Origin of the sequence: Bacillus cereus group sp. BfR-BA-01311 (assembly GCF_022664295.1) — a bacterium.
Taxonomy (GTDB): Bacteria; Bacillota; Bacilli; order Bacillales; family Bacillaceae_G; genus Bacillus_A; species Bacillus_A cereus.
Window position 1 is genome coordinate 12,897 of sequence record NZ_JAKUHC010000023.1, and the last position, 22,516, is coordinate 35,412.

Consider the following 22,516-nt stretch of genomic DNA (forward strand, 5'->3'; position numbering starts at 1 on the left):
ATGTTGGATATTGCCCTACCTGTTCTTAACAAAGAGCAGACGAAAAAGAATGTGCTTCAAGCTTTGAAAAAGTATCGTTTGTTTTTATTAAATATAGATGAAAGAGATATTGAACGTGTACAAAATGGTAAGGTGATCGGCATGAGTAAAACAGTTTTAGAACGAATCAATTATATCCAAGAAATACGAAAAGGCGTAGAGAAGCTGGATTTTTGGGATAAGCAGCTTATTGAGTTAGCTTATCTAGGGAAAGAGAAGCCTAGTTGGATAAAAATGTGCAGGATATTGAATATGTCTCAGCCAGATTATTATAGGAAGAGAAATAAGGCTCTATGTAATTTGGCATATAAATTAGGAATTGAAGTAGAGGAAATAAATAAAAAAGGTTGTAAATTATAAAATACTTCTAAATATGTATATAAAATAATAAAAAATTATGCAATAATTTCTAGGTGAAAAAATTTCGGGCCATACTGGAAGGGAGTTGTGAATACAAAATGAATAAAAAAATAATCGAAGAATTAATGGAGGAGGTTATCGAAGAAACGAAAGAAGAAATAAAAGAGCAAATAAAAGAAAAAGTAAAAGAAAAAGTTTTAGAGGAAATTAATAAGGAAATTGGTGAAGAGACTACTGAAGAAGAAATTAGAGTGAGTAAATGCAAAAAAATCACTTCAGCAATAATGGCGATTGGATTTTATATACTTATTTCTGTTTTTTATTTACTAGTAATGAAATATGGTTTCTATATTATACGTGATACTGAAATAATTCCGTATTTAGCTAAACTGATAGTTTATCTTATTCTCGTATATGTAATTGCCTATGCTTATTTAAAAGTAGCGCACACATTATATAGATTTAAACAAAATAAAAGTACGTTACTTTTATATGCTTTATTTGAAATTAGTTTAGGTATAGTAACATTAGTTGTTACTGGCTGGGCCTTTTTAGATGAGCCTTCAAATGGAGACATAAAATCTGTAACTTTTCTTGCTTTTTATGGGAGTATGTATGTAATAGTTCGTGGAATGGAGACGGCGAGAAAATATTTTGGTGAAGAGCACGCACCAAAAATTTTATGGATGGATTTATCTAAGGACACCAAAGTTTCTAAATTTTTTGATGAAAGATTAAGGTCAAAATAAAAACAAACGCTTTTTATAGCGTTTGTTTTTATTTTGATTTATCTTTTGGATATATTTCCTGATTCTGCTTCTTCTTTAACCCGGTTCCATTCATCTTTTAAATAGGCTTGAGTAAGTGAAAGTAATTTTGAAGTATTTGTTTCTAAACGTATTCTTAAGGCTTTAGCTTCTTTTTTTGAGTGCTCGTTGATTTTGTGAATAAACTCCGTGAAAACGGTATCCATAATATCATTGATTTCTGTGGAAGTAAGCCCTCGTTTCTTTTTCTTAGCAAGATTAGAACATCTTCTAGCTATCTCCTCCTGTATCTCTGGATTCTTAGGTTCAATAAGTTGCTCCATTCTTTGTTCAGGATCTTTCTCATAAAGTGAAACAGTTAGATATAATTCTTTTATATCACTTACAAACTCATCTACAATTCTAAGTATTTTTTGATCACGTCTATCTCGATAGTTTAAATGTAGTTTGATTTTTGCGGCTAGTCTTACAACATTGTCTATATAATCACTTTTATCTTTTTGTTCGTTAAGAATATTTTTTTCATTGTGATAAGTTACCAAAGTAAGAAATTCTGATATATGTTCACGTAATTGTCCCATCCACTTTACACGTTCAGCTGTTATTGTATCAACAAAAAGAGTTTTTTTATTATTTTTAAGGTTGTACCATAAGGTTAAAAGTCCAATTAACCCAGTAACAATACCTGTAAAAATGGCAGTTATAAATGCTTTATTAATCTCTTTTTTCTCTGTAGCTACCGTGAATCCAATGATAGAATGGGATGGATTTTCAGAAACTTTTGATTGAAAGCCTATAACTCGTTCGTCTGAATGATCTTTTTTAAATTGAGATAGCTCTTTGAAGAATAGGTCGGATTTGTCTGCTTCAGTCATTTCATTTGTATCTTTTGTAAAATTGAATTGGTATAAGCCATCATCAATTTTCACCCATTCCTTAGGTTGATTAGCTTTAGGCTGACCGGAAGTAGATGCTTTTTCAGCAAATGTCATGTTTGGAACAAGAAATAAGAATAATAGCAAGATAAAACCAAAATGGGGTTTTCTCAATATAAACACCTTCTTATGATTAATTTATGTCTTATGATAAATCAAAGTGCGTTTAGAATATAGGCATTTGTTGAAGAGTGAAATTACCTATTAACACTCATGTAATAGACCATATAATAGTGTATCAATAAAATTTAATAATTGCATTATAAAGATACCTGATTTATTTTATAAATTAAGTAAATAGACTTTGTTTTTCTAAAAAACATGTTAAGGAGTAATTCAAATTATGGGACAAGTAGTGAGAGAACTATATTCTCCAAGTAAACAATATAAGGTAGAAATAATAAAACGAAAAGATGGCTTGTATACAACGGAAGTCTATAGGTGGATGGAGGATTGTGGATATGAGTTCTGGAGTTCTATTAATCAAGGGTTTTCTTTGATAGATAGTGAAGAGCATGCGGAAAAGCTAGCTATTGAACAGCTAAGAGTATATAATGGATAGATTTTTATGACCGATTTAGAAGTAGAAAAAGGGAGAAGCTAAGAAATTTTTGAAGGTATTTCTATAATTTGGTATAATTATTCTAATTTTAATATAAGGAGATTTATAAATGCATAATGAATTAGAAAAATTATTTATTAACACGAAACCTTTAGAAGAAATGATAGAGAAAGCAACGATTGTAGTAGACACGAACGTATTATTATCAGCATACCAAACAAAACCGGTTACATTCGAGGCTATATTAAATATTTTAAATGAGCTAGCAAATAAAAAACGCTTAAAGATTCCCTCTTATGTTATACGAGAATTTAACGAGAATAGACCTAAGCGTATAAAAGATATAACTAACGAATTACAGCAATTTATTAATACTGTAGATTCAATTAAGAATACTCAACCACCTAAAAAATTAGATAAGATTTTACCGGCTATTAATGTTTTAGAGGATAATCATGCAGAAAAGGTAGTGAAGTTACAACAAGAATTTAATAATCAATTAAACACCTTAAAGGAAAGTGGTATTGCCTTTAAGGAAGAACTAAATACTCTTGTATTAAAATTAAGTGAATATATGGATCATGATCCTATACTTTTAAAATATGAAGAAATTATTAGAAAGTCTTATTTCGAACCAGAAATCTCTTTAAGTGAGAAAGATTTAGAAGATGAGGGGAAAAAAAGAGTTGAAAGAGAGATTCCCCCTGGTTTTAGAGATAAAGCAAAGAAAGCTAATAGATTTGGTGATTTAATTATTTGGTTACAAATTTGTGAATTGAAAGAAGATGTTATTTTTATTACATTTGACAACAAAGAAGATTGGGTCTACAAAGATAGCAAAGGAAATGTTTTAGGTGCTAGGGTAGAGCTAGTTCAAGAATTTTATGAAAAGAGTGATGGCAAAACACTTAAAATATTGCACCCAGGGAAATTTGTTGAATTATATACTGATGGGAACGTAGATTCTGAGGTGAAAGTAGATTTAAAAGAGATCGAAAAGATAAAAAAATCAGTCAAAGAAATTTTCCGAAACAATGTGGATGAGAAAGAACGATTAATCCAGAGTATTGAAAAAACATCTGGGAAATGTGAAGAAATGTTAGCGGTTTTTGAACAGAAAATGTATGAGAGCAGTTTTGAAGAATTTGAAGTGGATTATTATGCACTATCTTATGGAATTGGAGATCATCCAGAAAATTTAAGTATAGTAGAATTGAAAAAACTTGATAAGGAATTCAGAGAACTATATATATCTATGTATAGAGAATTATTAGAGATTGAATACCAGACGATTTAGTGACAAAAATATTTAATGATTATTCATTCTTTTAGATGTTTTTTTACTAAACAATTATGGGGCTTTAGAAGCCAGGGAGTCTAATGACTCTCTTTTTTTATTATGATTAAGTAAGTTGTTGTATGAAGAATTAAGTAAAGCCTTTGTTGAATTATATCTATATAAAATTAATTGAAAATTTGACATGTAATTTTCAAGAGGAGAGAAATATGAAAGAGGAATTTATTTTTGAAGAAATAGATAAAAAATAGATAAAAAATATTATGGATATCCATGTATTATAAAAGTGTCATAAGAACTGCCACGGAAATGGTACTGTATGTTGTTTCTTGATTTATCTAAATTTCTCGGGCTAGGGCAATTAATTATAGTTTACTCACGAATAAACGTAAGTAAGGGTCCGACCAACGGGGGAGAGGGTTACACCTCTCTTTGAGCCGAGGATGTTCCTTCCGAATGTCCAATTGCTAATCATACTTTCCTCGGTTCAAAGAGGCGTGGGGCACCTCAACACTTTATTTCTCTCTTGAACTTTACCAAACTAATTAGAAGCATCAGCTACACTTACCGATTTGTGTCTATGAGGAACGGTTTTCCGTTTCTCTGACTGTATAAGTAATAAGTTACTTGTGTAGTGAGAGAAGCGTAGAAATTAAATATGAAAGTAATAAAAGAACACTGTTATGTAGAGAAGTACAGTCTATATACGGTGTTCTTTTTTGTTTATAAGGAGGGATAGGTCATGCAGGACTTGATTAAGCAATATAACACGACTTTAAGACAATTGAGAGAGGCACAAAAGGATGCTAAAGAGGAAGATATAAAGATTCTAACTGATATGATTAGCGACATTTCTTATTCCTTAGAATGGATGAAAAAGGCGAGAAGACCAGGAAATCGTAGAGGGATTGAAAGATTAGCTGCATATCAACGTGAAAGAATATGCGATCCGCTTTTAATGCAAAGATATTTTCGTAGTATGGATGATAATTTATATGAGTGGGACAATCGTCAGCAAGAGCATGCAATTGGTGAATGGGATAAAATTAGGATAGAAGATGCTTTATCATTGTTAACGGAGCGGGAGAAAGAAGTGTATCTAATGTCTCGAGGATATTGTTTAACATTTAGAGAAATTGCTAGATATTTAGACATTACGTGTAGTACAGTACAATCTATGATAGAACGTGCTGAAAAGAAAATAGCAAGACAGGTAAATGAGAGCCTCTTCTGCAATTGCGGATGAGGTTCTTATTTTTGTGGTATTTATTAAAGTAAATGGTTATCTTTGAGAAATTAAGGTAAAATATAGTTTGTGAATTGTACGGCATATTTGTTTGGCTAAGGAAGTGAAAATATGATTAAGGATGCAATTGATTTTATTTTATCCGAGGTGGATATACCAGCGCTAAACCATCCTGATATTAATAAGGAGATTAAGAATAAGGTTAGAAGTACCATGAACAGAATTAATTCTTTTAAGAAAATAGGAGATTTGAAAATTTATATGGATAGATTTTCAGATTCGCCTGATTATGGAAAAGATTTAGTTTATAAATCTCTAAAGAGTAGAGGGTTAAAAACGTATGAAGATTTATATTCTGAGTTCGAAGAGAAATTTCAACATCATCTAAATGATGTAACAGTATTAAGTGATTTTGTTATTGGAAAGACATATACATCGTGGGACATCTCTAATTTTGCTAGGGATTATGCTATTAGAAAAGGTATCTATTTAATAGGAAAATCCCCTAAATTAAGCGCTATTTTTATTAAAGTTACTTTAGAAGATGGGAAATATGCAAATGAGTGGTTAGTAGAAAAAGAAGTTTTAAAATATTATTTTAAAAATAGAGCCAATAAATTCAAATTAGAGTACCAAGATAACTCTGCTATTTATAGTACTAAAGACACAAATGTACCAATCTATGTATTTATTAAAGAAGACACGAAATGTGTATTACATGGTGTATTCAAATACGTAAAACATGTTGAAGAAGAGGATGGATCTAAGTGGTTTGAATTGAGAAAAATTGACCATTATAGAACTTTACATAACCTTACTAATAATGAATATGAGAGTGATCTAGAAATAAGAGTAGAGAAATCTCGAAATATTGATAGTTCTAAACGTAAAAATCGATTAGAACAAGCGGAAAAAATACCTGAAGTGGTTGAAGTGGTTACTACTCAATATAAACGAAATCCAGATGTGATTGCTGAAATACTAGAGAGAGCTAATGGATATTGTGAAGAATGTGGACAAGAGGCGCCTTTTAAACGTGCTAAGGACGGTACACCATATTTAGAGGTGCATCATATAGTTCCGCTATCTGAAGGTGGAGAGGACACTGTGGAAAATGCAACAGCGCTATGTCCTAATTGTCATAGAAAAGCTCATTTTGGATAATGGTTAAAAGTAGGTTAAAGAGGATGTACTAGTCTATTAGATTAAATGCTATATTTTTAAGTTATTTTGTTGAGAAGGGGAGAAATTTTAATGATTGAAATAGATAGTCAGAGTAAGGAAGAATGGATTGAAAAAAAAGATGGGGAATTATTTATAGCAAACGAACTATTCCATAGACATTCAGATTTATTCTTGAATAAGCATATTCAATTGGAAAATGATATTAAACTTTGTATTGAAAGTAAGCTAAGCGGATTAGAATTTAAAGTTTCTGAAAAGGAAGAGAAGTATTTTAAACGAGTAAGTGCAGGTTCTTTAAACAAAGCATTAAAAAATAGCTTAAAAACTATTGTGAATATGAAGTTTGAAGTTGAATGTAAAGAGGGTGTATTGTATGACTCCCCTAAAACTGGAGGGTTCGACTTTGCTTTATTTGATAGTGAATACAATATAAAAAACTTTAGAAACTTATGCTTTGGCAGAAGAGCGATGCATAGAGGAGAGAATGAATGGAATAGACAGTTGAAGAGAAACAAAGAGTGGAAGGAGATTGTTGAACAGAATCAAGTACCTACTACCCAATTTCAAGGTGAAGATATAATGGTACCTAAACAAAGTCCAACAGTAGTTGGTGAAGTTCAATTTGGGAATTGGGGCTTAGGTTTTTATGATATGTTTAAAGTTCTTCATTTAGAAGAATCAATGGAAGTAGATCTTTTAATATATATTACAGCAACGGGAAATTTAGAAGAGTATTTAAGTAGTGGTATAGTAACTTTTGATAAAATGAAACAGACACTAGAGCAATATGGTAGTGTTGTGAAAGTACCTATTTGGTTAATAGGGATAGATATGAAGGATTAATTGATAATAGTTTTACATAAGAATTTCGTATGTTTTATATTAACCTTTCAGAATTTATATAAGACATATGAGTTCTGAAGGGTTAATATAAACATAAAAATTGTCTAGAAATATATAATGCATATTAAAAAATCATTAGCTTTTATTAAGGCGCTTTCGCATCCAATTTAATTTTTCTTGTATATTTTCAGCCTTTTTAAGGTCTTTCTCACTGAGATTAGGTATATTTGAAGCTATTTCGTTTAGGTCATTTATTATTCTATTCTCTAATTGTGGGAAACTATTTGCTGAAAAAGTAGCTGATGTAAAATCAATAAATTGATAATTATCAAAATCTGGATCTGTTTGAATGCATGCTAAATAATTAACAGAATATTCATTTTCATCTTTATTGCTATATTCACGTGCTTTTTCTATGTAATTTGAATCAAGAATTATTCTTGGCATCTTTGCAACTTCACTTTCTAAACGATAAGCTTCATTCATCGCGGGTCCAAATACAATTCTATCATCATGATATAGTTTCCCAAAAGTGATTCCTCCACGAATTAAATAACCACTTGTTGCTATAGCACTTGCAAGAGACCAAGTATTAATTAAAAGTGCATACATGCAATCAATAGGATAAGAAATAACGACGCTATCGGAAAAGATAGTTACACGTCTATCATCTGAAGGATTAATTGTAGTTTTTTCTTTTAATGGTAATTTTTCGAAATACCCTTCAAATTTTTCTTTATAATCTTGTGGCATGGATGCATATTTTTTCTCGACTTTTTCAATGTCTTGAGGATGTAATACCAAACGTGCTTCATCTTCGCTTGTAGTAGTTGCATAATTAACGATATTGTTGAGTGTTTCTAATAATTCTTGAAATTCTGTGTCTGAATTCACGGTTTTTTCCACAATGTTACTAAAACCTAGAAAATCTAAGAATACAATTGCTCTGTCTTCATATTTATTTTTGTTTTGATGGGTATTTTCCAACATGGTTCCTCCTTCATAATAGTACAATATTTAACTTGAAAATGTGGTTGCATAATACTTTTGAGTGTAATCTACTTAGGCACTTCCATAAAAATTGGCTTAGTAGAAAGTATAATCATTTTATTTTAGAGTTGTATTGGATAGAAAACTGAATTTAATGATTATTCTTCACTCATTATAGTACTTTATAAATTTAAATTTGTATATCTGTTTTTTATAATGTGAATAAATGTTCTTGTATAATCAAAAAAGAGAATAGATATCTTGTAGAGGGAGTCTATAGGATTAAGAATAATATAATGTATTTTAATTAAATATCTAATAATACGAGGTGAAGAGTATGCATGTAATTTTGCAACCGAGAGGGAAAGATGAAACAAATTATAATCGTACAATGCGTAAAGGGGTATATCTTAGTGAAATTCAATCATTTTTTACAGTGAAAGAATTTGAGGAGTTATCTCAAGCTTATGGAAATAGAAAGGTTTATATTTGGGGGATAAAACGTGGGAATAATGGCAGAAATATTACCTTTTGGCAAAGGATAGAGAGAGGAGATATAGCGCTTTTTTATAATGAGTTGCAATTTTTTTCTTCAGCAACTGTTACATATAAGGTACATAATTCACAATTAGCAAGGCATCTTTGGGGAGAAACAACGGGGGGAATTTATGAATACTTGTATTTTTTAGATGAAATAAAGTATCAACAGATACCAGTAAGTATTATTAATGATTTACTAAAATATAAATCTAAAGAACAACACTTACCAGGTGTTAGGGTGTTAAGTGAAGAGAAAAGTAGTATATTAATAAATACTTTTGATTTTTATAGCTCTACACATTTACCTGTTACTACGAAGGAAGAAGTTCAAGAAAGCTTGCAAATTAATATAAATGAGTTAGAGCAAAACGCCTCTTTGGAACGTGAGGTTAAAGGAAGGGCTAGAAAAGAGCAGAATAAAATACGAGGGTATTTATTTGGCAATCAAAGAATATGCAATTGTGGAATTTGTGGTGAAGAATACCCAGTAGACTTACTTGTAGCTGCTCATATTAAAAAGAGAGCGCACTGTACTAAAATAGAAAAAATAGATATAGAATATATTGCCATGCCGATGTGTAAATTTGGGTGTGACGATTTATTTGAAAAGGGGTACATTAGTGTCCGAAAGGGAAAAGTAATTAGTTTAGTGGATACAGAATATTTACCGAAAACGGTAAAAGATTATATTGAAAATATTGAAGGAAAGGTTTGTGATAATTGGAATGAAAGGAATGATAAATACTTCGAATGGCATGTAAGGCATCATATGAAAGAATTATAAGACTATATGTTTAATAGAACATTAAAGGGTATATTTTAAAAATATTGATCGGAGAAATAAAGTGAATACTTTTTTTAAAAGAAAAAAGTATTCAGAGAATGGTGGTATTAATCCGCTCGATACTAAGAGTATCAAGTGAGAAGCGATAAATAGTGTTTAAGTAGAAAAAGCATCTGCATAAGATGCTTTTAAATTTGGAAAAAAACACAAAATATATTTAATGAAAATCCTACTTCTAGTAAGAAAGAATTATTAAAAAATGTTGAAAATAACGCCTATACCTATTTACTTAAGTTAACAGATATGATATAATAAATATAGAAAGAACGAAAGGGGGGAAACAAATTGGCAAAGTTAGCACTGATACTAGGAATGATACTTACAGCACTAACAATCATCGAAAAAGTCCTAGTCATCCACGAAAAAGTAAAAAAGCTCAAAACCAAACGAAAACGCCCAGCCAGACGTAAACGAAAATGATTTTGAGCGGAAGAGAGAAGCCCATCTTCTCTCTTCTATACACATTATAACAACTTGCCAATTTGTAAACAATATGAAGAAAACAAGTAATTCATCGAACATCTTACTTATTTTCGTTACACTGTTTTATTTTGCGTATTTTCGAGATTCAGTCGAAGCGAGTATTTTTAAAACTGCTTTGGATATCGTGTTAATCATTCTTTTAGTCCTTTATATAATAAATACGTCATTACGACTTTATGGGATTTTTAAAGAAAAAAGAGGTGAATAAAGTGTACAAGTTTGAAGATAAAGAGCAACTGCTTTCTTTTTTACATGATGAGGTATTAACGACACCAGAGGTAATGGATGTTTTAGGGATTAGTAAAGCGAGAATTAGTAAAATGATTAAAGATGGTAAACTTGTGCCATTTAAGAAGATGGAACGAGTGAGTTTATTTCTGCGTGAAGACATTGAAGAGAAGAAGAAAGAATTAGAAGTCTTGCGTAGTAAATATAGACCATATGAAGAGGAATAGCCGTTTCTATTGAGCGGTTATTTCTTTTTTTAGGTAAAGAAAAAAGAGATGAAGAAAACTCATCTCTTTTAGATATTTTTATTTTCGGTAACACCTAAATGTTTCTTTAATGCATCTTGTAACACTTGTGAGTAGTTTACATTATTAGCTTTTCCCATTTTATCAAGCCAATGAGGAATAGTTAATGTTTTCTTTACTGCTTTATTTTCAATCTCACTACGGAATGGTGGCATCCATACTTCCATTAAGCCAATAACTTGATTGTCTTTAGTTTGGATAGAAGCTGGATTAGATACAGGCGGAATAGTACCTTTATTTTCTTCTATTTCGTATAGATGAGTTGCTAATGTCTTTTTAGCCATTTCAAAAGCATCCTCATAGTTATTGCCATTAGCATGACAATCTGCTAAGTCAGGAAATGTAACAGTAACCTGCTCATTAGAGAAATCAAAAATAGATGGGTAGATGTAGCGGTCTTGATAAGTGCTCATTTGCTTTTCCTCCTGCTAAATATAGTGTAATGGATTTACTTCTTAAATTTCTTGATAATTGAAATGGTAAAGACCAGAATCCATAAAATAATAACTATTAAGTAGATAGTGTCTAACATTTGTAAATTAGAAAAGTCGGTAACAATAAAGAAACGAATTGTTAAAAACAAACAAATAGTATTTAAAATCAATGAAGTTTTTGACATATTGATATGGGAGATGTTAATATTTTTTTGAGAAACCCAACCAGTTGGTTGGGCTTCTTGTTAGCTTACTTGCGTTTTCTTCGCTTAGGTTTTCTGCTTGGTCGGCTGGAGCCTTTGCGTTGAGGACGCTTATTTTTTTCTTCTTTGATTTCTTTGAGAAGTATGTATATCGCTAAGATGAAAGAAGAAATCCCGCTTACTTTGTCTAAAATATCTAGAATGTCCATCTCCCTTATTCCCTCCTTTCTATACTCTTATTATAACACGTATTATAATACGTATCAATAGTTTTTTGATATTTATTAGCAATTTTTAGTATTAAATATATTAATTTCAAGGATTTTTTTATTGATTGAATTTAATTACAGTAATATAATGATTTATAAATTTATAGGAGGTATGGTGCGATGGATATAAATAATAATAAGATTGGAAAATATCTTGATGGGAAAATAAGAGAATATTTCAATGTTAAGTACAAACAACTAACTGTTAAACAATGCTCGGAATTTATTAATAAGCTAGAAGAGGGACATACAGAAGAAGACTTAGAGTCAATGAGTGTTATTTTGGAAGGAGAAGTAGAACAAAGTAAGTTATTTGGTCCAACTCAAACATTCTACAACTCTTTTATTACAATTCTAGTGGGTACGTTTATAGCGCTATTTACTTGTTTTTCTGGTTTTTCTTTAAATGCTGCAATGCTTTTTCTTAAAGGAAACGAGATAAGTGATATAAATCAAAAGGCAGATAGTTTAGCATTTACATTTAATACAGTCTTTGCAAGTGGAGCGATTGTTTTCTTAATATTAATGGTCGTACTCGGTTTTGTAGGAATTGCTGTACAGAATTATAGAAATAATTTTGGAAGGTTTCATTTTTATAAGCAAATTATTGATAAGTGTATTGAAAAAAAGGAAACTGAGGAAAAAGAAAAAGAGGAACAAGAAAGAGCAAATAAAAATAAGTTAGCTTCTAGTAGAAAAGGCTCATCGAGATATCGTTAATATAATTAAAAAGTAAAAATAAAAAGCTTTAAACCATATAGTTTTTGTCGTACAAAAGCCACCTAATAATAGATAGGGATTAAAGACAATTATGTTATATAAAACTTCATTTACCGTATTGGGTTTCATATAACTTTATATAAAAGATAACCGCTCAACATTGAGCGGTTATTTGTTTTGAGGTGGATGCATGGCAAAGGAATATGCAAAGAGGTTTTATAAATCCACAGCATGGAAGAAGTGTAGGGATTCATATTTTAAATTTAGATATGGATTGTGTGAGCGATGTAAAGGGACAGGGAAGATTGTTCATCATAAGGATTACATAACACCAGAGAATATAAATAACCCAGAGATTACATTGAGCTTTCATAACTTAGAACTTTTATGTCAGGATTGCCACAACCGTGAACATCATGAGAAGAATAGTCCAGTTGTTGAAGGAGTAATGTTTGATGAGAATGGGGATTTAGTACAAAAAGAATAAAAATCAACATAAAAAGTGAACGCTGATATTTCCAAAGAAATAAAAGCCCCCCCATTTCAAAATCATTTTTCAAGCTCTCGAAGGACCGATGAGGTACCTTCAAAAAATAAATTGGTCATTTCACGTGACCCCCTACCCTAAATGCATAAGAGATGAGGTGTTATTTATGGCAATAAAGAAGGAATTAACAAAAGAAGAACGGGTTAATAAAGAGATAACGAGACTTAAACGAATATATAAAGAAATGCCAAAAGATACCCTCTTGGTAGTAGAGGGATTAATTGTGGAAGCGGCAGATTTACGTGTTCGATTAGAAGATATTCGAAAAGACCTCGATGAGAATGGTTATGATGAAATGTTCTCACAATCAGAGAATCAAGAGCCGTATGAGAGGGAACGTCCGCAAGCTCGACGATATATAGCAATGAACAAAAACTATCAAAGCATTATGAAGCAATTAGGTGATTACGTTCCTAAGCCGGATCTAAAGAAGAAAGAAGAAACCGACGATGGATTTGAAAAGTTTGTGCAGAATCGATGAGAAAACAATATCCACTATCACATAATCCTATAATAGATTATTACAATAAAATTGAATCTGGTGAAATTGTAGTAGGTGACAAAGTTAAACGTATTTATAAGAAACTCGTTAGTGATGTTTATAATAATGATTCTGAGTATGAATATGACTCTAATCGAGCTAATCATGTTATTGAATTCATCGAAAATTATTGTAAGCATAGTAAAGCAAAATGGGCTGGAAAACCAATTGACCTAGAACTTTGGCAACAGGCTTTCTTAGCAGCTACTTTTGGTTTTGTTCATAAAATTGATGGTACTAGAAAATATCGGGAAGCATTTTTAGTAGTTGCACGTAAAAATGGTAAGTCTACGCTTTCGTCTGGGATATGCTTATATCTACAGGTAGCAGATGGTGAAGGTGGTTCTGAGGTATATGCGGTAGCAACTAAAGAACAACAAGCTAAAATCGTTTGGTCAGAATCAAAAAGAATGGTTAAAAAGTCACCGGCTTTGTCCAAAAGAATAAAAACTTTAGTCAAAGAATTAACGGCAGATTTTAATGATAGTGTATTTAAACCAGTCGGTAGTGATAGTGATACATTAGATGGTCTAAATGTTCACGGAGCCTCCCTTGATGAAATACATGCGTGGAAGGACAAGAATTTATATGACGTAATTGTCGATGGTACGTCAGCACGCGAACAGCCATTGATTCTTATGATTACAACAGCTGGGACAGTAAGAGAATCTGTTTATGATATGAAGTATGACGAAGCAGAAATGTTACTGAATGGATTAGAAGATAAAGATGGTTATACAGATGACCGTTTTTTACCTGTTATTTATGAACTTGATAAAAGAGAAGAGTGGACTGACAAAACCAAATGGCCTAAAGCAAATCCGGGTTTAGGTACCATAAAGAAAATAGATAACTTAGAAACGAAAGTAAATAAAGCTAAGGCTAATTCTCTTTTAGTGAGCAATTTATTGACGAAAGACTTTAATATTCGTGAAACATCATCAGAAGCATGGTTAACATTTGAACAATTGAATAACTCAGCTACTTATAATATCAAAGAATTGAAACCTTCCTATGGAATTGGTGGTTGCGATTTATCTTCAACCACCGATCTAACAGCAGCGAAGGTTATTTTTATGGTCCCAGAAGACCCACATATTTATGTGAAGCAGATGTATTGGCTTCCAGAAGATTTATTAGAGCAACGAAGTAAAGAAGATAAAATTCCATATAATTTATGGCACGAGCAAGGATTATTAAGAACAACACCGGGAAATTCCGTTCATTATAAATTTGTCACGAAATGGTTCTTAGAAATACGAGATGAATGTGGTATTTATCTACCTTGGATTGGCTATGATAGATGGTCAGCTAAGTATTGGGTTGAGGAGATGGAAGGATATTTTGGTAAAGAATCTATGATTCCTATCGCGCAAGGTAAACAGACCCTTTCAAGTCCGATGAAACTTTTAGGAGCTGATTTGGAATCTAAGTTAGTCAACTATAACAACAATGCAATTGACAAGTGGTGCCTTTCCAATACAGCTATAGCTATTGATAATAATTTAAATATACAACCAAATAAAACAAAGAACCAAAGACGTCGTATTGATGGCACAGCAGCACTTTTAAATGCATATGTAGTTCTTCAAGAAAAGCGAAATGACTACCTCAACATGATTTAAGAAGGAGGTGAGAATTTGGGGTTGTTTGATAAGATATTTGGAAAGAAACAGGCTCCTACTACAACTCGTTTTGAAATGATAAACGATAATGGTGGAGGTTTTTTTGCGTGGAATGGGGACATCTATCAAAGTGATATTATACGAGCTTGTATACGTCCTAAAGCAAAAGCAGTCGGTAAGCTGATAGCCAAGCATATACGAGATAACTCTATTGAATTTAAGGTGAATCCAGATTCCTATATGAGATTTTTGCTGGAAGAGCCTAATCCATTGATGACAGGACAAATGTTTCAAGAGAAAATGGCTGTTCAATTAGAGTTGAATCATAATGCATTCGCTTATATTAAGCGTGATGATTTTGGTTACCCAACTGAGGTTTATCCTATTCCATGTACAACAGTTGAAGTTGTAGAAGGTGCACAGGGAGACATCTTTTTAAAGTTTTATTTTAAAAATGGTAAGCAGATGACGATTCCATATACAGATATCATTCATTTGCGTAAAGACTTTAATGATAATGACTTTTTCGGAGAACATCCTGGTAATGCATTAGCTCAGTTAATGGAGATTGTTACAACTACTGATCAAGGTATTGTGAAAGCTATTAAAAATAGTGCAGTAGTAAAGTGGATTCTTAAGTTTAAGTCAGTATTAAAACAAGAAGATATTGATAGTCAGGTTAAAAACTTTGTGCATAACTATTTGAATATCTCGAATGATGGTGGAGCAGCTTCTTCTGATCCGAGGTATGATTTAGAACAAGTGAAACCTGAAGCGTTTGTACCGGATTCCAAGCAGATGCAAGAAACAGTACAACGTATTTATAATTTCTTTAATACAAACGAAAAGATTATCCAAAGTAAATACAACGAGGATGAATGGACAGCTTATTATGAATCAGAAATTGAGCCATTTGCAATGCAGCTTGCTGGGGAATATACCAGGAAGCTTTTTTCGCGTCGAGAAAGGGGATTTGGTAACAAGATTATCTTTGAATCCTCTTCACTTCAATACGCTTCTTTAAGTACAAAGATGGACTTAGTTCAAATGGTTGATAGAGGAGCTATGACACCAAATGAATGGCGTTCAATTCTTTCACTTGGACCAATTGAAGGTGGATCTAAGCCGATTAGAAGATTAGATACAGCTTTAGTTAAAGAAGGAAATGTCACTGATGAAGGAGGTGATGACAATGAACAAGACGGAAAAGAGGGAATTACTGAGTAGTGCTCTTGAAATTAGGGAATTAGAAAATGGCCTTCGAACAATTTCTGGTTATGCAGTTAAATGGGAAATGAAATCAGTAACAATGGGCTATTGGCAACGATTTAAAGAGCAGTTTAAAAAAGGAGCTTTCACAGAGTCCTTGACTCAAGATGATCAATTAGCTTTATGGAGCCACGACACATCACAAGTGTTAGGAAGAACTAAAAATGGTACTCTTCGTTTATTTGAAGATGAGATTGGACTGAGGTTTGAACTAGACTTAGCCAATACAACACTCGGAAATGACACATACGAGACGGTTAAACGCGGTGATGTAGACGGTGTTTCCTTTGGGTTCCAAATGGTCAAAGAAGAATGGGATGAATCAGATCCGGACAATGTAGTTCGAAGTGTAACAAAAGCTAAGTTACTAGAGATTAGTCCAGTAGCTTTCCCGGCTTATCCTGATTCGCAAGTTTCAGCTAGAAGTCATGACCCATATAAACAATTTGTGAAGGAACGCAATCAAAAAGAATTACGTAAAAAACTAATTTTAAAAACATATTTATAAGGGAGAGATTCATTTGAAAACATTACAAGAAATTTTAACTAGAAAATCAGAAATTCGCTCAATGTTACAAAGCGATAAGGAAGTAGATTTAACAGCATTAGAAACAGAATTACGAGATCTTGAAGAAACACAAAAACAAATTGAAACACGACAAAGATTATTAAAAGAAGCAGAGGAGATTAATAATAATCAAATGCCTGAAGTGCGTACAGTTGAAACATTTAACAATGAACCTCAGAAACAAGATGTAGAATTAGAGACTTCTGAAAAACGTGGACAAGCTCTAATGGAAAACCGTGCAGTTACAGTTGGAAGTGGTAATGTAGTTTTACCTAAGCATAGTGCAACGGATATTCGTCCAACTTTCAATGAAGTGTCTACACTGATTGATCGAGTTTCTTCTAAAACTTTAAAAGGTGGAGAGAGCTACCAACAGCCTTATATTAAAAGCTATGGAGAAGGTGATTACACAACTGAAGGTAGTGACTACAATACGTCAGAAACAACGTTTGGATATGCTGATATCACAAAAGCAAAAGTTACAGCTTATTCAGAGGACACAGAAGAGCTTCAGAAATTACCAGCAGCTGATTACGATGCTGAAGTAATGAAGGGGATCACAGTAGCTACTCGTAAAAAGTTAACTCGTGAAATTTTAATTGGTACAGGTGCAACGAATCGACTTGCTGGTATTTTCTCGGTAGCAGCTACGGCAATTGATTCAGCAACAGATTTAGAAATTTCAGCAATTGATGCATCTACATTGGATGAAATTATTTATAGCTATGGTGGAGATGAAGACGTAGAAGATGCAGCGGTATTGATTTTAAATAAACTAGACTTAAAAGCATTTGCTAAGCTTCGTACATCTGATGGTAAAAAAGTATATAACGTAGTATCACAAGGTAATTCTGGAACAATTGATGGGGTACCATTCATTATTAATAGTGCTTGTAAGGCTGTTTCTGATGCTAAAACAACAGCTGGACAATATAGCATGGCATATGGTCCTTTATCAAACTATCAACTTACTATTTTCTCAGATATGGACGTTCAACGATCTACAGACTTTAAATTCAAGCAAGGTATGATTGCACATAGAGGTTCTGTTTTTGCAGGTGGTAACGTAATTTCTAAAAATGGATTCTTACGAGTGAAGAAAGCGGCTACTGTATAATAGTCGCTTTTCTTTATGGTATAAGGAGGTTTAACAGTGAGTGGGAAACCGTTGAATAAATATGTTGTAAAAAGAGCTTTTCGAGATAAATTCACTTTCATTCATTATAGTGTTGCAGATTCATATGAATCAAATGACGCAGAACGTGTAATGTATCTACAAGATGAAGGTTTCTTGAATAAGGAACTAATTATAGATAAACGAGAAGATTTAAAAGGACCGGTTCATGTTGGGGGAGGGTATTACGAACTTCCAAATGGCGAAAAGATTAAGGGTAAAGATGCCGCTCTGAAAGCTTTAAAACAGCTAGAGCAAGTTGGTGAATGAATATGATGATTGATGTTGTGAAGAAAGCGGTACGCATCTCACATAGTGCTCTTGATGATGAACTTGAAGATTTAATTGAAGCGTCTCGATATGATTTGAAGTTATCTGGTGTTTCTCATCTCAAGGTAAAAGATGACACGGATCCTTTAATTAAAAGAGCAATTATTACGTATGTAAAAGCTAATTTTATTTCAGACGCAAAAGAAGCAGAACGTTTTTTAGCATCTTATAACATGCTTAAAAATCATCTAACTTTAGCGGGTGATTATAAATGAATGATATTTTACTATTCCCAGTAATAACAATTACTAAAGACGAATTAGGTCAAGTTGAGGAAAATGAAGTATTTAGTAGACATGTATTTTGCAAGAAAAAATCAGTTCCTCAATCTGAATTCTTTCAAGCTGGACAAAGTAACATCAAGGCTAGTCATATATTGATTGTTCATGTCTGGGATTACCAAGATGAACGAAAAGTAAAGTATCGAGATAAAGAATATAGCATTTACCGCACATATGAAAGAGACGATGAAAAGATCGAACTTTATTGTGAGGTGAAAGCGGGTGTCTAATATTGATACTCTTGCAAGTGATATTGCTAGGGAATTGCAAAGATACGCTAACCTAGTAGAAGAAGATATAGAAGATGCTAAAGAAGAGGTTGCGACTAATCTTGTGAATGAATTGAAACAAAAAAGTCCTAAGAAAACAGGGAAGTATGGTAAAGGTTGGCGGAAAAAGAAGGATGGCAGTGCAATTATTGTTTATAATGCATTGAAACCGCAACTTACACATTTATTGGAAAAGGGACATGCTAAAGCAAATGGTGGCCGTGTAGCAGCAAAGGTTCACATTGCTCCGGCAGAAGAAAAAGCAATAAATGAACTAATTGAACGTGTCGAAAGGGCGATTCAACAATGACATTAGGTGAATTAAAGAAAATCCTTGATGCTACAGGTTATCCTGTGGCTTATTCACATTTCACAGTAACGCCAACCAATCCAGTTCCAGTGCCACCTTATATTTGTTTTCTTGTCGACGGATCAGCGAATTTAATGGCTGATAACAAGGTATATCACAAGATAAATAACTTAAGTATCGAGCTTTATACAAATAAAAAAGATTTAGTTGCTGAAGCAAATCTTGAAAAAATCCTAGACAATTATGAGATTCCTTATGAATCCTATGAGGTTTTTATTGAAACTGAAAACCTATTTCAAAAAAATTATGAAACGAGGTTGATATAAATGAGTGAGAACAAAGTAAGTTTTGGATTAAAAAATGTCCATTATGCAACATATGAAACAAAAGATGGGTTAGTTACATTTGGAACACCAATTCCAATGCCTGGTGCGGTTGAACTAACAAATGAACCACGCGGTGATTTAATTGAATTCTATGCGGACGATATGCTTTATTACTCAGCGGATAATAACCAAGGTTATGAAGGAACGTTAAATATTGCACTCCTTCCGGAGCAATTTGTAATTGATGCGTTAGGCGAACAATTAGATGAGACAGATGGTGTATTAAATGAGTTAGCTGATGCAAAAGGGAAACCATTCGCGCTGTTATTTGAGTTTGATGGTGATGTGAAGGCAACTCGTCATGTTATGTATAACTGTTCAGCAAGTCGTCCTAATATTTCATCGAAATCAAAAACGAATTCAGCTGAACCGAATACAAACGAGCTTAAATTCGTCGCAAGCCCAATTATTCTAGCAACTGGTGGTAGACCGATGGTTAAGACAAAGACAACTTCTAAAACTACACCGGCAATCCATGATAATTGGTACAAAAAGGTCTATGTAAAAACACCACCAGCACCAAAAGGAGCGTAATCAAATGGAAAAAACAATTGTAATAGATGGTAAGCAAGTTCGACTAAAAAGTACAGCAGCAACTGTTAAGCGTTACAAAGCGCAATTTAGACGTGATTTGTTTGCTGATATGATGGCTTTAGGGGCTATTGGTACATTTACACCACAAGACGGTTCTCAGCCTTCTATTGACCTCTCAAATGTAGATTTGAAGAAAATAGATTTTGAAGTTATTTATGATTTAGTTTGGTTATATGCTAAAACCGCTGATCCGAACCTTCCGGATCCAATTACATGGTTAGACGGATTTGAAGAGTTTCCTATTTATGAAATCATTCCAGAGATTAACGATATGATTCAAAGTACAATGGGAGCAAAAAAAAACTAAAGAAAAGTAATGAAGAGCAAGGGACTTTCAGTGATGAAGAATTCACCACTGATTTGTTCCTTGCTCTTTGTTATAAAGCTAAATTAACGAGCTGGGATTTAGAAGTAATGACAATCGGTGATTGCTTTGATTATATTGCTGAATTTGCAGAAATGGAGAATCCAGACAAAGAGAAAAACCGTAAAGCAAATCAAAAAGACTTCGATTCATTCTAAGAAAGGGGTGAGATGATGGCAGGAGGAAGAATTAAAGGAATTAGTATTTCAATTGATGGTGAAACCACGGGACTTCAAAATGCGTTAAAAGATGTTAATAAGCGTAGTAATGATTTAACCAAAGAACTTAAAGATGTTGAGCGATTATTAAAATTTGATCCAGGTAATATTGAAGCTTTAGCTCAAAAGCAACAGTTACTGACTCAGCAAATTGAAAACACCACACAAAAGCTAGATAAATTAAAGGCAGCGGAGCAACAAGTCCAAGCACAATTTCAAAACGGAAAAATTTCCGAAGAACAATACCGTGCATTCAGGCGTGAAATTGAATTTACAGAAGGATCGCTTAATGGCCTAAAGAATAAGCTTGGGAACATGAAGGCTGAGCAAGATAGTGTAGCAAGTTCAACAAGACAATTAGAAACATTGTTTAGTGCTACTGGGAAAAGTGTTGATGATTTTGCGGGAGCATTAGGAAATCGTCTTGTGAATGCAATTAAAAGTGGTACGGCTACAAGTCGACAATTGGAACAAGCAATAGGAATTATCGGCCGGGAAGCATTAGGAGCAGAAACAGATATAGAGAAATTACAACGAGCTCTTCGATCGGTGGATGCTGGAAACTCAATACAACAAGTGCGAAATGAATTAAGAGATTTACAGCAAGAAGCCGGAAGAACGGAGAAGAAGTTTGAAGGGCTAAAGGTAGGGTTAGAAAACGTCATAGGTGGTATGGCAGCAGGTGGCGGTATTGCTAGTGCGGTTGAAAAAGCAATGGATATGTCAAAGTTGCAAACGAAAATTGATATAACTTTTGATGTTCCAGAATCCTCTAAGCAGTCAGTAGAAGCCGCTGTAAGGGGAGTAACGGCTTATGGTGTGGATGCAGAGGCATCATTAGAAGGTGTACGTAGACAGTGGGCTTTAAATAAGAATGTAAGTGATGAGGCGAATGCAGCTATTGTTAAAGGAGCAGCGGCAATTGCGCAATCTTATGAAGGAATAGATTTTACGGAATTAATTCAAGAAACGAATGAAATTGGAAACGAATTAGGGATTTCGCAAGATGGTGCACTTGGTTTAACAAACGCTTTGCTAAAAATGGGATTTCCACCTGAACAATTAGACATTATTGCTGAATATGGAGGACAGTTAACAAGAGCGGGATATAGTGCTGAAGAAGTGCAGGCAATTATGGAGGCTGGTGTTGAAACAGGTACTTGGAATTAATTTATAGTTCCCTTGTATGGTGACGTACAATGCAAAACCCCTTTAATTCAGTGAAACTCTCAAAAGAGACAATGCTGAGCGAAGCCTTTAATAAAGGAACGTGCAACGACTAGTCGAGAGACGTAGGGTGTAAGCAAATGACACTCGAAACAGGGGGCAACTCAAAGAGTTGAAGATATAGTCTAATCTATGCGGTGACGTATAGCAGTTCATAACGAACGGGCGTGACTTTGCGAATCACGTTGAATATTCATGATTGATAACCTGTTAGATGGATTAAAAGAAGGGCGTATTAAAGCGGCTGAGTTTGGTCAAGGTGTCGATAAAGCTATGAAAGAAGCTCTTGAAGGCACTAATATTTCAGCGGAACAAGTTCAAAAATGGGGTCAAGCTGTAGCTAATGGTGGTAAAGAAGGTTCAGCAGCTATGACCGAGATTGCACAAGCCTTATCACAAGTTGATGATGAAACCAAGCGTAATGAATTGGGTGTTAAATTTTTCGGTAGATGATGAATTGTGCCGAAGTAAAATCGTTCAAAAACGGTGAAAGCTCAGCATGTAAAGATGGTGCTAACACCGTGGTAAAGCACATTTTAAAAGATGTGGCTCACTGTAACGCA

The 22,516-nt window shown here is 33.1% G+C and carries 29 protein-coding genes and 1 pseudogene; 26 read left to right on the top strand and 4 right to left on the bottom strand.

What is annotated here, in order from left to right:
• Together MR136_RS26965 and MR136_RS26970 are read left to right on the top strand one after the other, a co-directional pair.
• Positions 1-399: an ArpU family phage packaging/lysis transcriptional regulator gene (locus tag MR136_RS26965; RefSeq protein ID WP_000884069.1), complete on the top strand. Its 399-nt coding sequence runs from the start codon at positions 1-3 to the stop codon at positions 397-399.
• Between the two features lie 98 nt (positions 400-497).
• Entirely contained in the window at positions 498-1,148 is a 651-nt protein-coding gene (locus tag MR136_RS26970; protein WP_001034976.1) for a hypothetical protein, read from the top strand.
• A gap of 38 nt (positions 1,149-1,186) precedes the next feature.
• Here the strand turns inward: MR136_RS26970 and MR136_RS26975 are convergent, their stop codons facing one another.
• Complete coding sequence (locus MR136_RS26975; protein ID WP_001231032.1) at positions 1,187-2,215, bottom strand: hypothetical protein; 1,029 nt, start codon at positions 2,213-2,215, stop codon at positions 1,187-1,189.
• 229 nt (positions 2,216-2,444) lie between these two features.
• Here MR136_RS26975 and MR136_RS26980 point away from each other — a divergent pair, with 229 nt between their 5' ends.
• The 5 genes from MR136_RS26980 to MR136_RS27000 all read left to right on the top strand — a co-directional run bounded on the left by MR136_RS26980 (position 2,445) and on the right by MR136_RS27000 (position 7,234).
• The gene (locus MR136_RS26980; RefSeq protein ID WP_000532047.1) at positions 2,445-2,663 is read left to right on the top strand and encodes a hypothetical protein; all 219 of its coding nucleotides are present in this window, start codon (positions 2,445-2,447) and stop codon (positions 2,661-2,663) included.
• A gap of 109 nt (positions 2,664-2,772) precedes the next feature.
• Positions 2,773-3,960 carry a PIN-like domain-containing protein gene (locus tag MR136_RS26985; protein WP_242259693.1) on the top strand — a complete coding sequence of 396 codons (1,188 nt, stop codon included), beginning with the start codon at positions 2,773-2,775 and terminating at the stop codon, positions 3,958-3,960.
• A gap of 742 nt (positions 3,961-4,702) precedes the next feature.
• The gene (locus MR136_RS26990) at positions 4,703-5,206 is read left to right on the top strand and encodes a sigma-70 family RNA polymerase sigma factor (RefSeq protein WP_242259694.1); all 504 of its coding nucleotides are present in this window, start codon (positions 4,703-4,705) and stop codon (positions 5,204-5,206) included.
• A gap of 111 nt (positions 5,207-5,317) precedes the next feature.
• Complete coding sequence (locus tag MR136_RS26995; protein WP_000588534.1) at positions 5,318-6,370, top strand: HNH endonuclease; 1,053 nt, start codon at positions 5,318-5,320, stop codon at positions 6,368-6,370.
• Between the two features lie 90 nt (positions 6,371-6,460).
• A complete protein-coding gene (locus MR136_RS27000) occupies positions 6,461-7,234 on the top strand; it encodes a BglII/BstYI family type II restriction endonuclease (RefSeq protein ID WP_000569637.1) in 774 nt (257 codons plus the stop codon).
• A gap of 135 nt (positions 7,235-7,369) precedes the next feature.
• Here MR136_RS27000 and MR136_RS27005 read toward each other — a convergent pair whose 3' ends face one another.
• Entirely contained in the window at positions 7,370-8,221 is an 852-nt protein-coding gene (locus MR136_RS27005) for a hypothetical protein (protein ID WP_000432058.1), read from the bottom strand.
• Between the two features lie 340 nt (positions 8,222-8,561).
• Between MR136_RS27005 and MR136_RS27010 the strand changes: the two genes are divergently transcribed.
• From MR136_RS27010 to MR136_RS27015, 3 genes are all read left to right on the top strand, one after another.
• On the top strand, positions 8,562-9,548 hold the full coding sequence (locus MR136_RS27010; RefSeq protein ID WP_000558151.1) for an HNH endonuclease: 987 nt from the start codon (positions 8,562-8,564) through the stop codon (positions 9,546-9,548).
• 345 nt (positions 9,549-9,893) lie between these two features.
• Positions 9,894-10,028, top strand: coding sequence for a hypothetical protein (locus MR136_RS28485; RefSeq protein ID WP_001086026.1), 135 nt, complete (start codon positions 9,894-9,896; stop codon positions 10,026-10,028).
• A 239-nt stretch (positions 10,029-10,267) separates the two neighbouring features.
• Positions 10,268-10,546, top strand: a complete 279-nt coding sequence (locus tag MR136_RS27015) for a helix-turn-helix transcriptional regulator (protein ID WP_003159543.1) — start codon at positions 10,268-10,270, stop codon at positions 10,544-10,546.
• Between the two features lie 68 nt (positions 10,547-10,614).
• Here the strand turns inward: MR136_RS27015 and MR136_RS27020 are convergent, their stop codons facing one another.
• Complete coding sequence (locus MR136_RS27020) at positions 10,615-11,037, bottom strand: type II toxin-antitoxin system HicB family antitoxin (protein WP_000109233.1); 423 nt, start codon at positions 11,035-11,037, stop codon at positions 10,615-10,617.
• A gap of 271 nt (positions 11,038-11,308) precedes the next feature.
• The gene (locus MR136_RS27025; protein WP_000352021.1) at positions 11,309-11,470 is read right to left on the bottom strand and encodes a hypothetical protein; all 162 of its coding nucleotides are present in this window, start codon (positions 11,468-11,470) and stop codon (positions 11,309-11,311) included.
• Between the two features lie 180 nt (positions 11,471-11,650).
• Here MR136_RS27025 and MR136_RS27030 point away from each other — a divergent pair, with 180 nt between their 5' ends.
• The 16 genes and pseudogenes from MR136_RS27030 to MR136_RS27105 all read left to right on the top strand — a co-directional run bounded on the left by MR136_RS27030 (position 11,651) and on the right by MR136_RS27105 (position 22,406).
• Entirely contained in the window at positions 11,651-12,250 is a 600-nt protein-coding gene (locus MR136_RS27030; RefSeq protein ID WP_000354061.1) for a hypothetical protein, read from the top strand.
• Positions 12,251-12,440: 190 nt separating this feature from the next.
• Complete coding sequence (locus MR136_RS27035; protein ID WP_242259695.1) at positions 12,441-12,737, top strand: HNH endonuclease; 297 nt, start codon at positions 12,441-12,443, stop codon at positions 12,735-12,737.
• A 166-nt stretch (positions 12,738-12,903) separates the two neighbouring features.
• Positions 12,904-13,278: a hypothetical protein gene (locus MR136_RS27040; RefSeq protein WP_000985228.1), complete on the top strand. Its 375-nt coding sequence runs from the start codon at positions 12,904-12,906 to the stop codon at positions 13,276-13,278.
• Positions 13,275-14,963 (top strand): terminase large subunit, encoded by a 1,689-nt coding sequence (locus tag MR136_RS27045; protein WP_078421081.1) that lies wholly within the window; start codon positions 13,275-13,277, stop codon positions 14,961-14,963. Before MR136_RS27040 ends, MR136_RS27045 begins: the two co-directional genes overlap by 4 nt.
• Before the next feature lie 15 nt (positions 14,964-14,978).
• Positions 14,979-16,190, top strand: a complete 1,212-nt coding sequence (locus MR136_RS27050; RefSeq protein WP_078421080.1) for a phage portal protein — start codon at positions 14,979-14,981, stop codon at positions 16,188-16,190.
• The gene (locus tag MR136_RS27055; protein WP_078421079.1) at positions 16,156-16,740 is read left to right on the top strand and encodes an HK97 family phage prohead protease; all 585 of its coding nucleotides are present in this window, start codon (positions 16,156-16,158) and stop codon (positions 16,738-16,740) included. The genes MR136_RS27050 and MR136_RS27055 overlap by 35 nt, the downstream gene beginning before the upstream one ends.
• Before the next feature lie 13 nt (positions 16,741-16,753).
• A complete protein-coding gene (locus tag MR136_RS27060) occupies positions 16,754-17,917 on the top strand; it encodes a phage major capsid protein (RefSeq protein ID WP_078421078.1) in 1,164 nt (387 codons plus the stop codon).
• A gap of 36 nt (positions 17,918-17,953) precedes the next feature.
• Entirely contained in the window at positions 17,954-18,244 is a 291-nt protein-coding gene (locus tag MR136_RS27065; RefSeq protein ID WP_078421077.1) for a hypothetical protein, read from the top strand.
• A 2-nt stretch (positions 18,245-18,246) separates the two neighbouring features.
• A complete protein-coding gene (locus MR136_RS27070) occupies positions 18,247-18,519 on the top strand; it encodes a head-tail connector protein (protein ID WP_139365848.1) in 273 nt (90 codons plus the stop codon).
• A complete protein-coding gene (locus MR136_RS27075; RefSeq protein ID WP_078421075.1) occupies positions 18,516-18,815 on the top strand; it encodes a phage head closure protein in 300 nt (99 codons plus the stop codon). The genes MR136_RS27070 and MR136_RS27075 overlap by 4 nt, the downstream gene beginning before the upstream one ends.
• Positions 18,808-19,164 (top strand): HK97 gp10 family phage protein, encoded by a 357-nt coding sequence (locus MR136_RS27080; protein WP_000065121.1) that lies wholly within the window; start codon positions 18,808-18,810, stop codon positions 19,162-19,164. Before MR136_RS27075 ends, MR136_RS27080 begins: the two co-directional genes overlap by 8 nt.
• The gene (locus MR136_RS27085) at positions 19,161-19,490 is read left to right on the top strand and encodes a hypothetical protein (protein WP_078421074.1); all 330 of its coding nucleotides are present in this window, start codon (positions 19,161-19,163) and stop codon (positions 19,488-19,490) included. The genes MR136_RS27080 and MR136_RS27085 overlap by 4 nt, the downstream gene beginning before the upstream one ends.
• Positions 19,491-20,084, top strand: a complete 594-nt coding sequence (locus MR136_RS27090) for a major tail protein (protein WP_044793464.1) — start codon at positions 19,491-19,493, stop codon at positions 20,082-20,084. It abuts the gene before it with no gap.
• 4 nt (positions 20,085-20,088) lie between these two features.
• Positions 20,089-20,451 carry a hypothetical protein gene (locus tag MR136_RS27095; RefSeq protein WP_000415944.1) on the top strand — a complete coding sequence of 121 codons (363 nt, stop codon included), beginning with the start codon at positions 20,089-20,091 and terminating at the stop codon, positions 20,449-20,451.
• A gap of 227 nt (positions 20,452-20,678) precedes the next feature.
• Positions 20,679-21,893, top strand: a pseudogene (locus MR136_RS27100) (DUF2207 domain-containing protein); the annotation flags it as partial.
• Between the two features lie 255 nt (positions 21,894-22,148).
• A complete protein-coding gene (locus MR136_RS27105) occupies positions 22,149-22,406 on the top strand; it encodes a hypothetical protein (RefSeq protein ID WP_002101244.1) in 258 nt (85 codons plus the stop codon).
• Positions 22,407-22,516 lie beyond the last annotated feature (110 nt).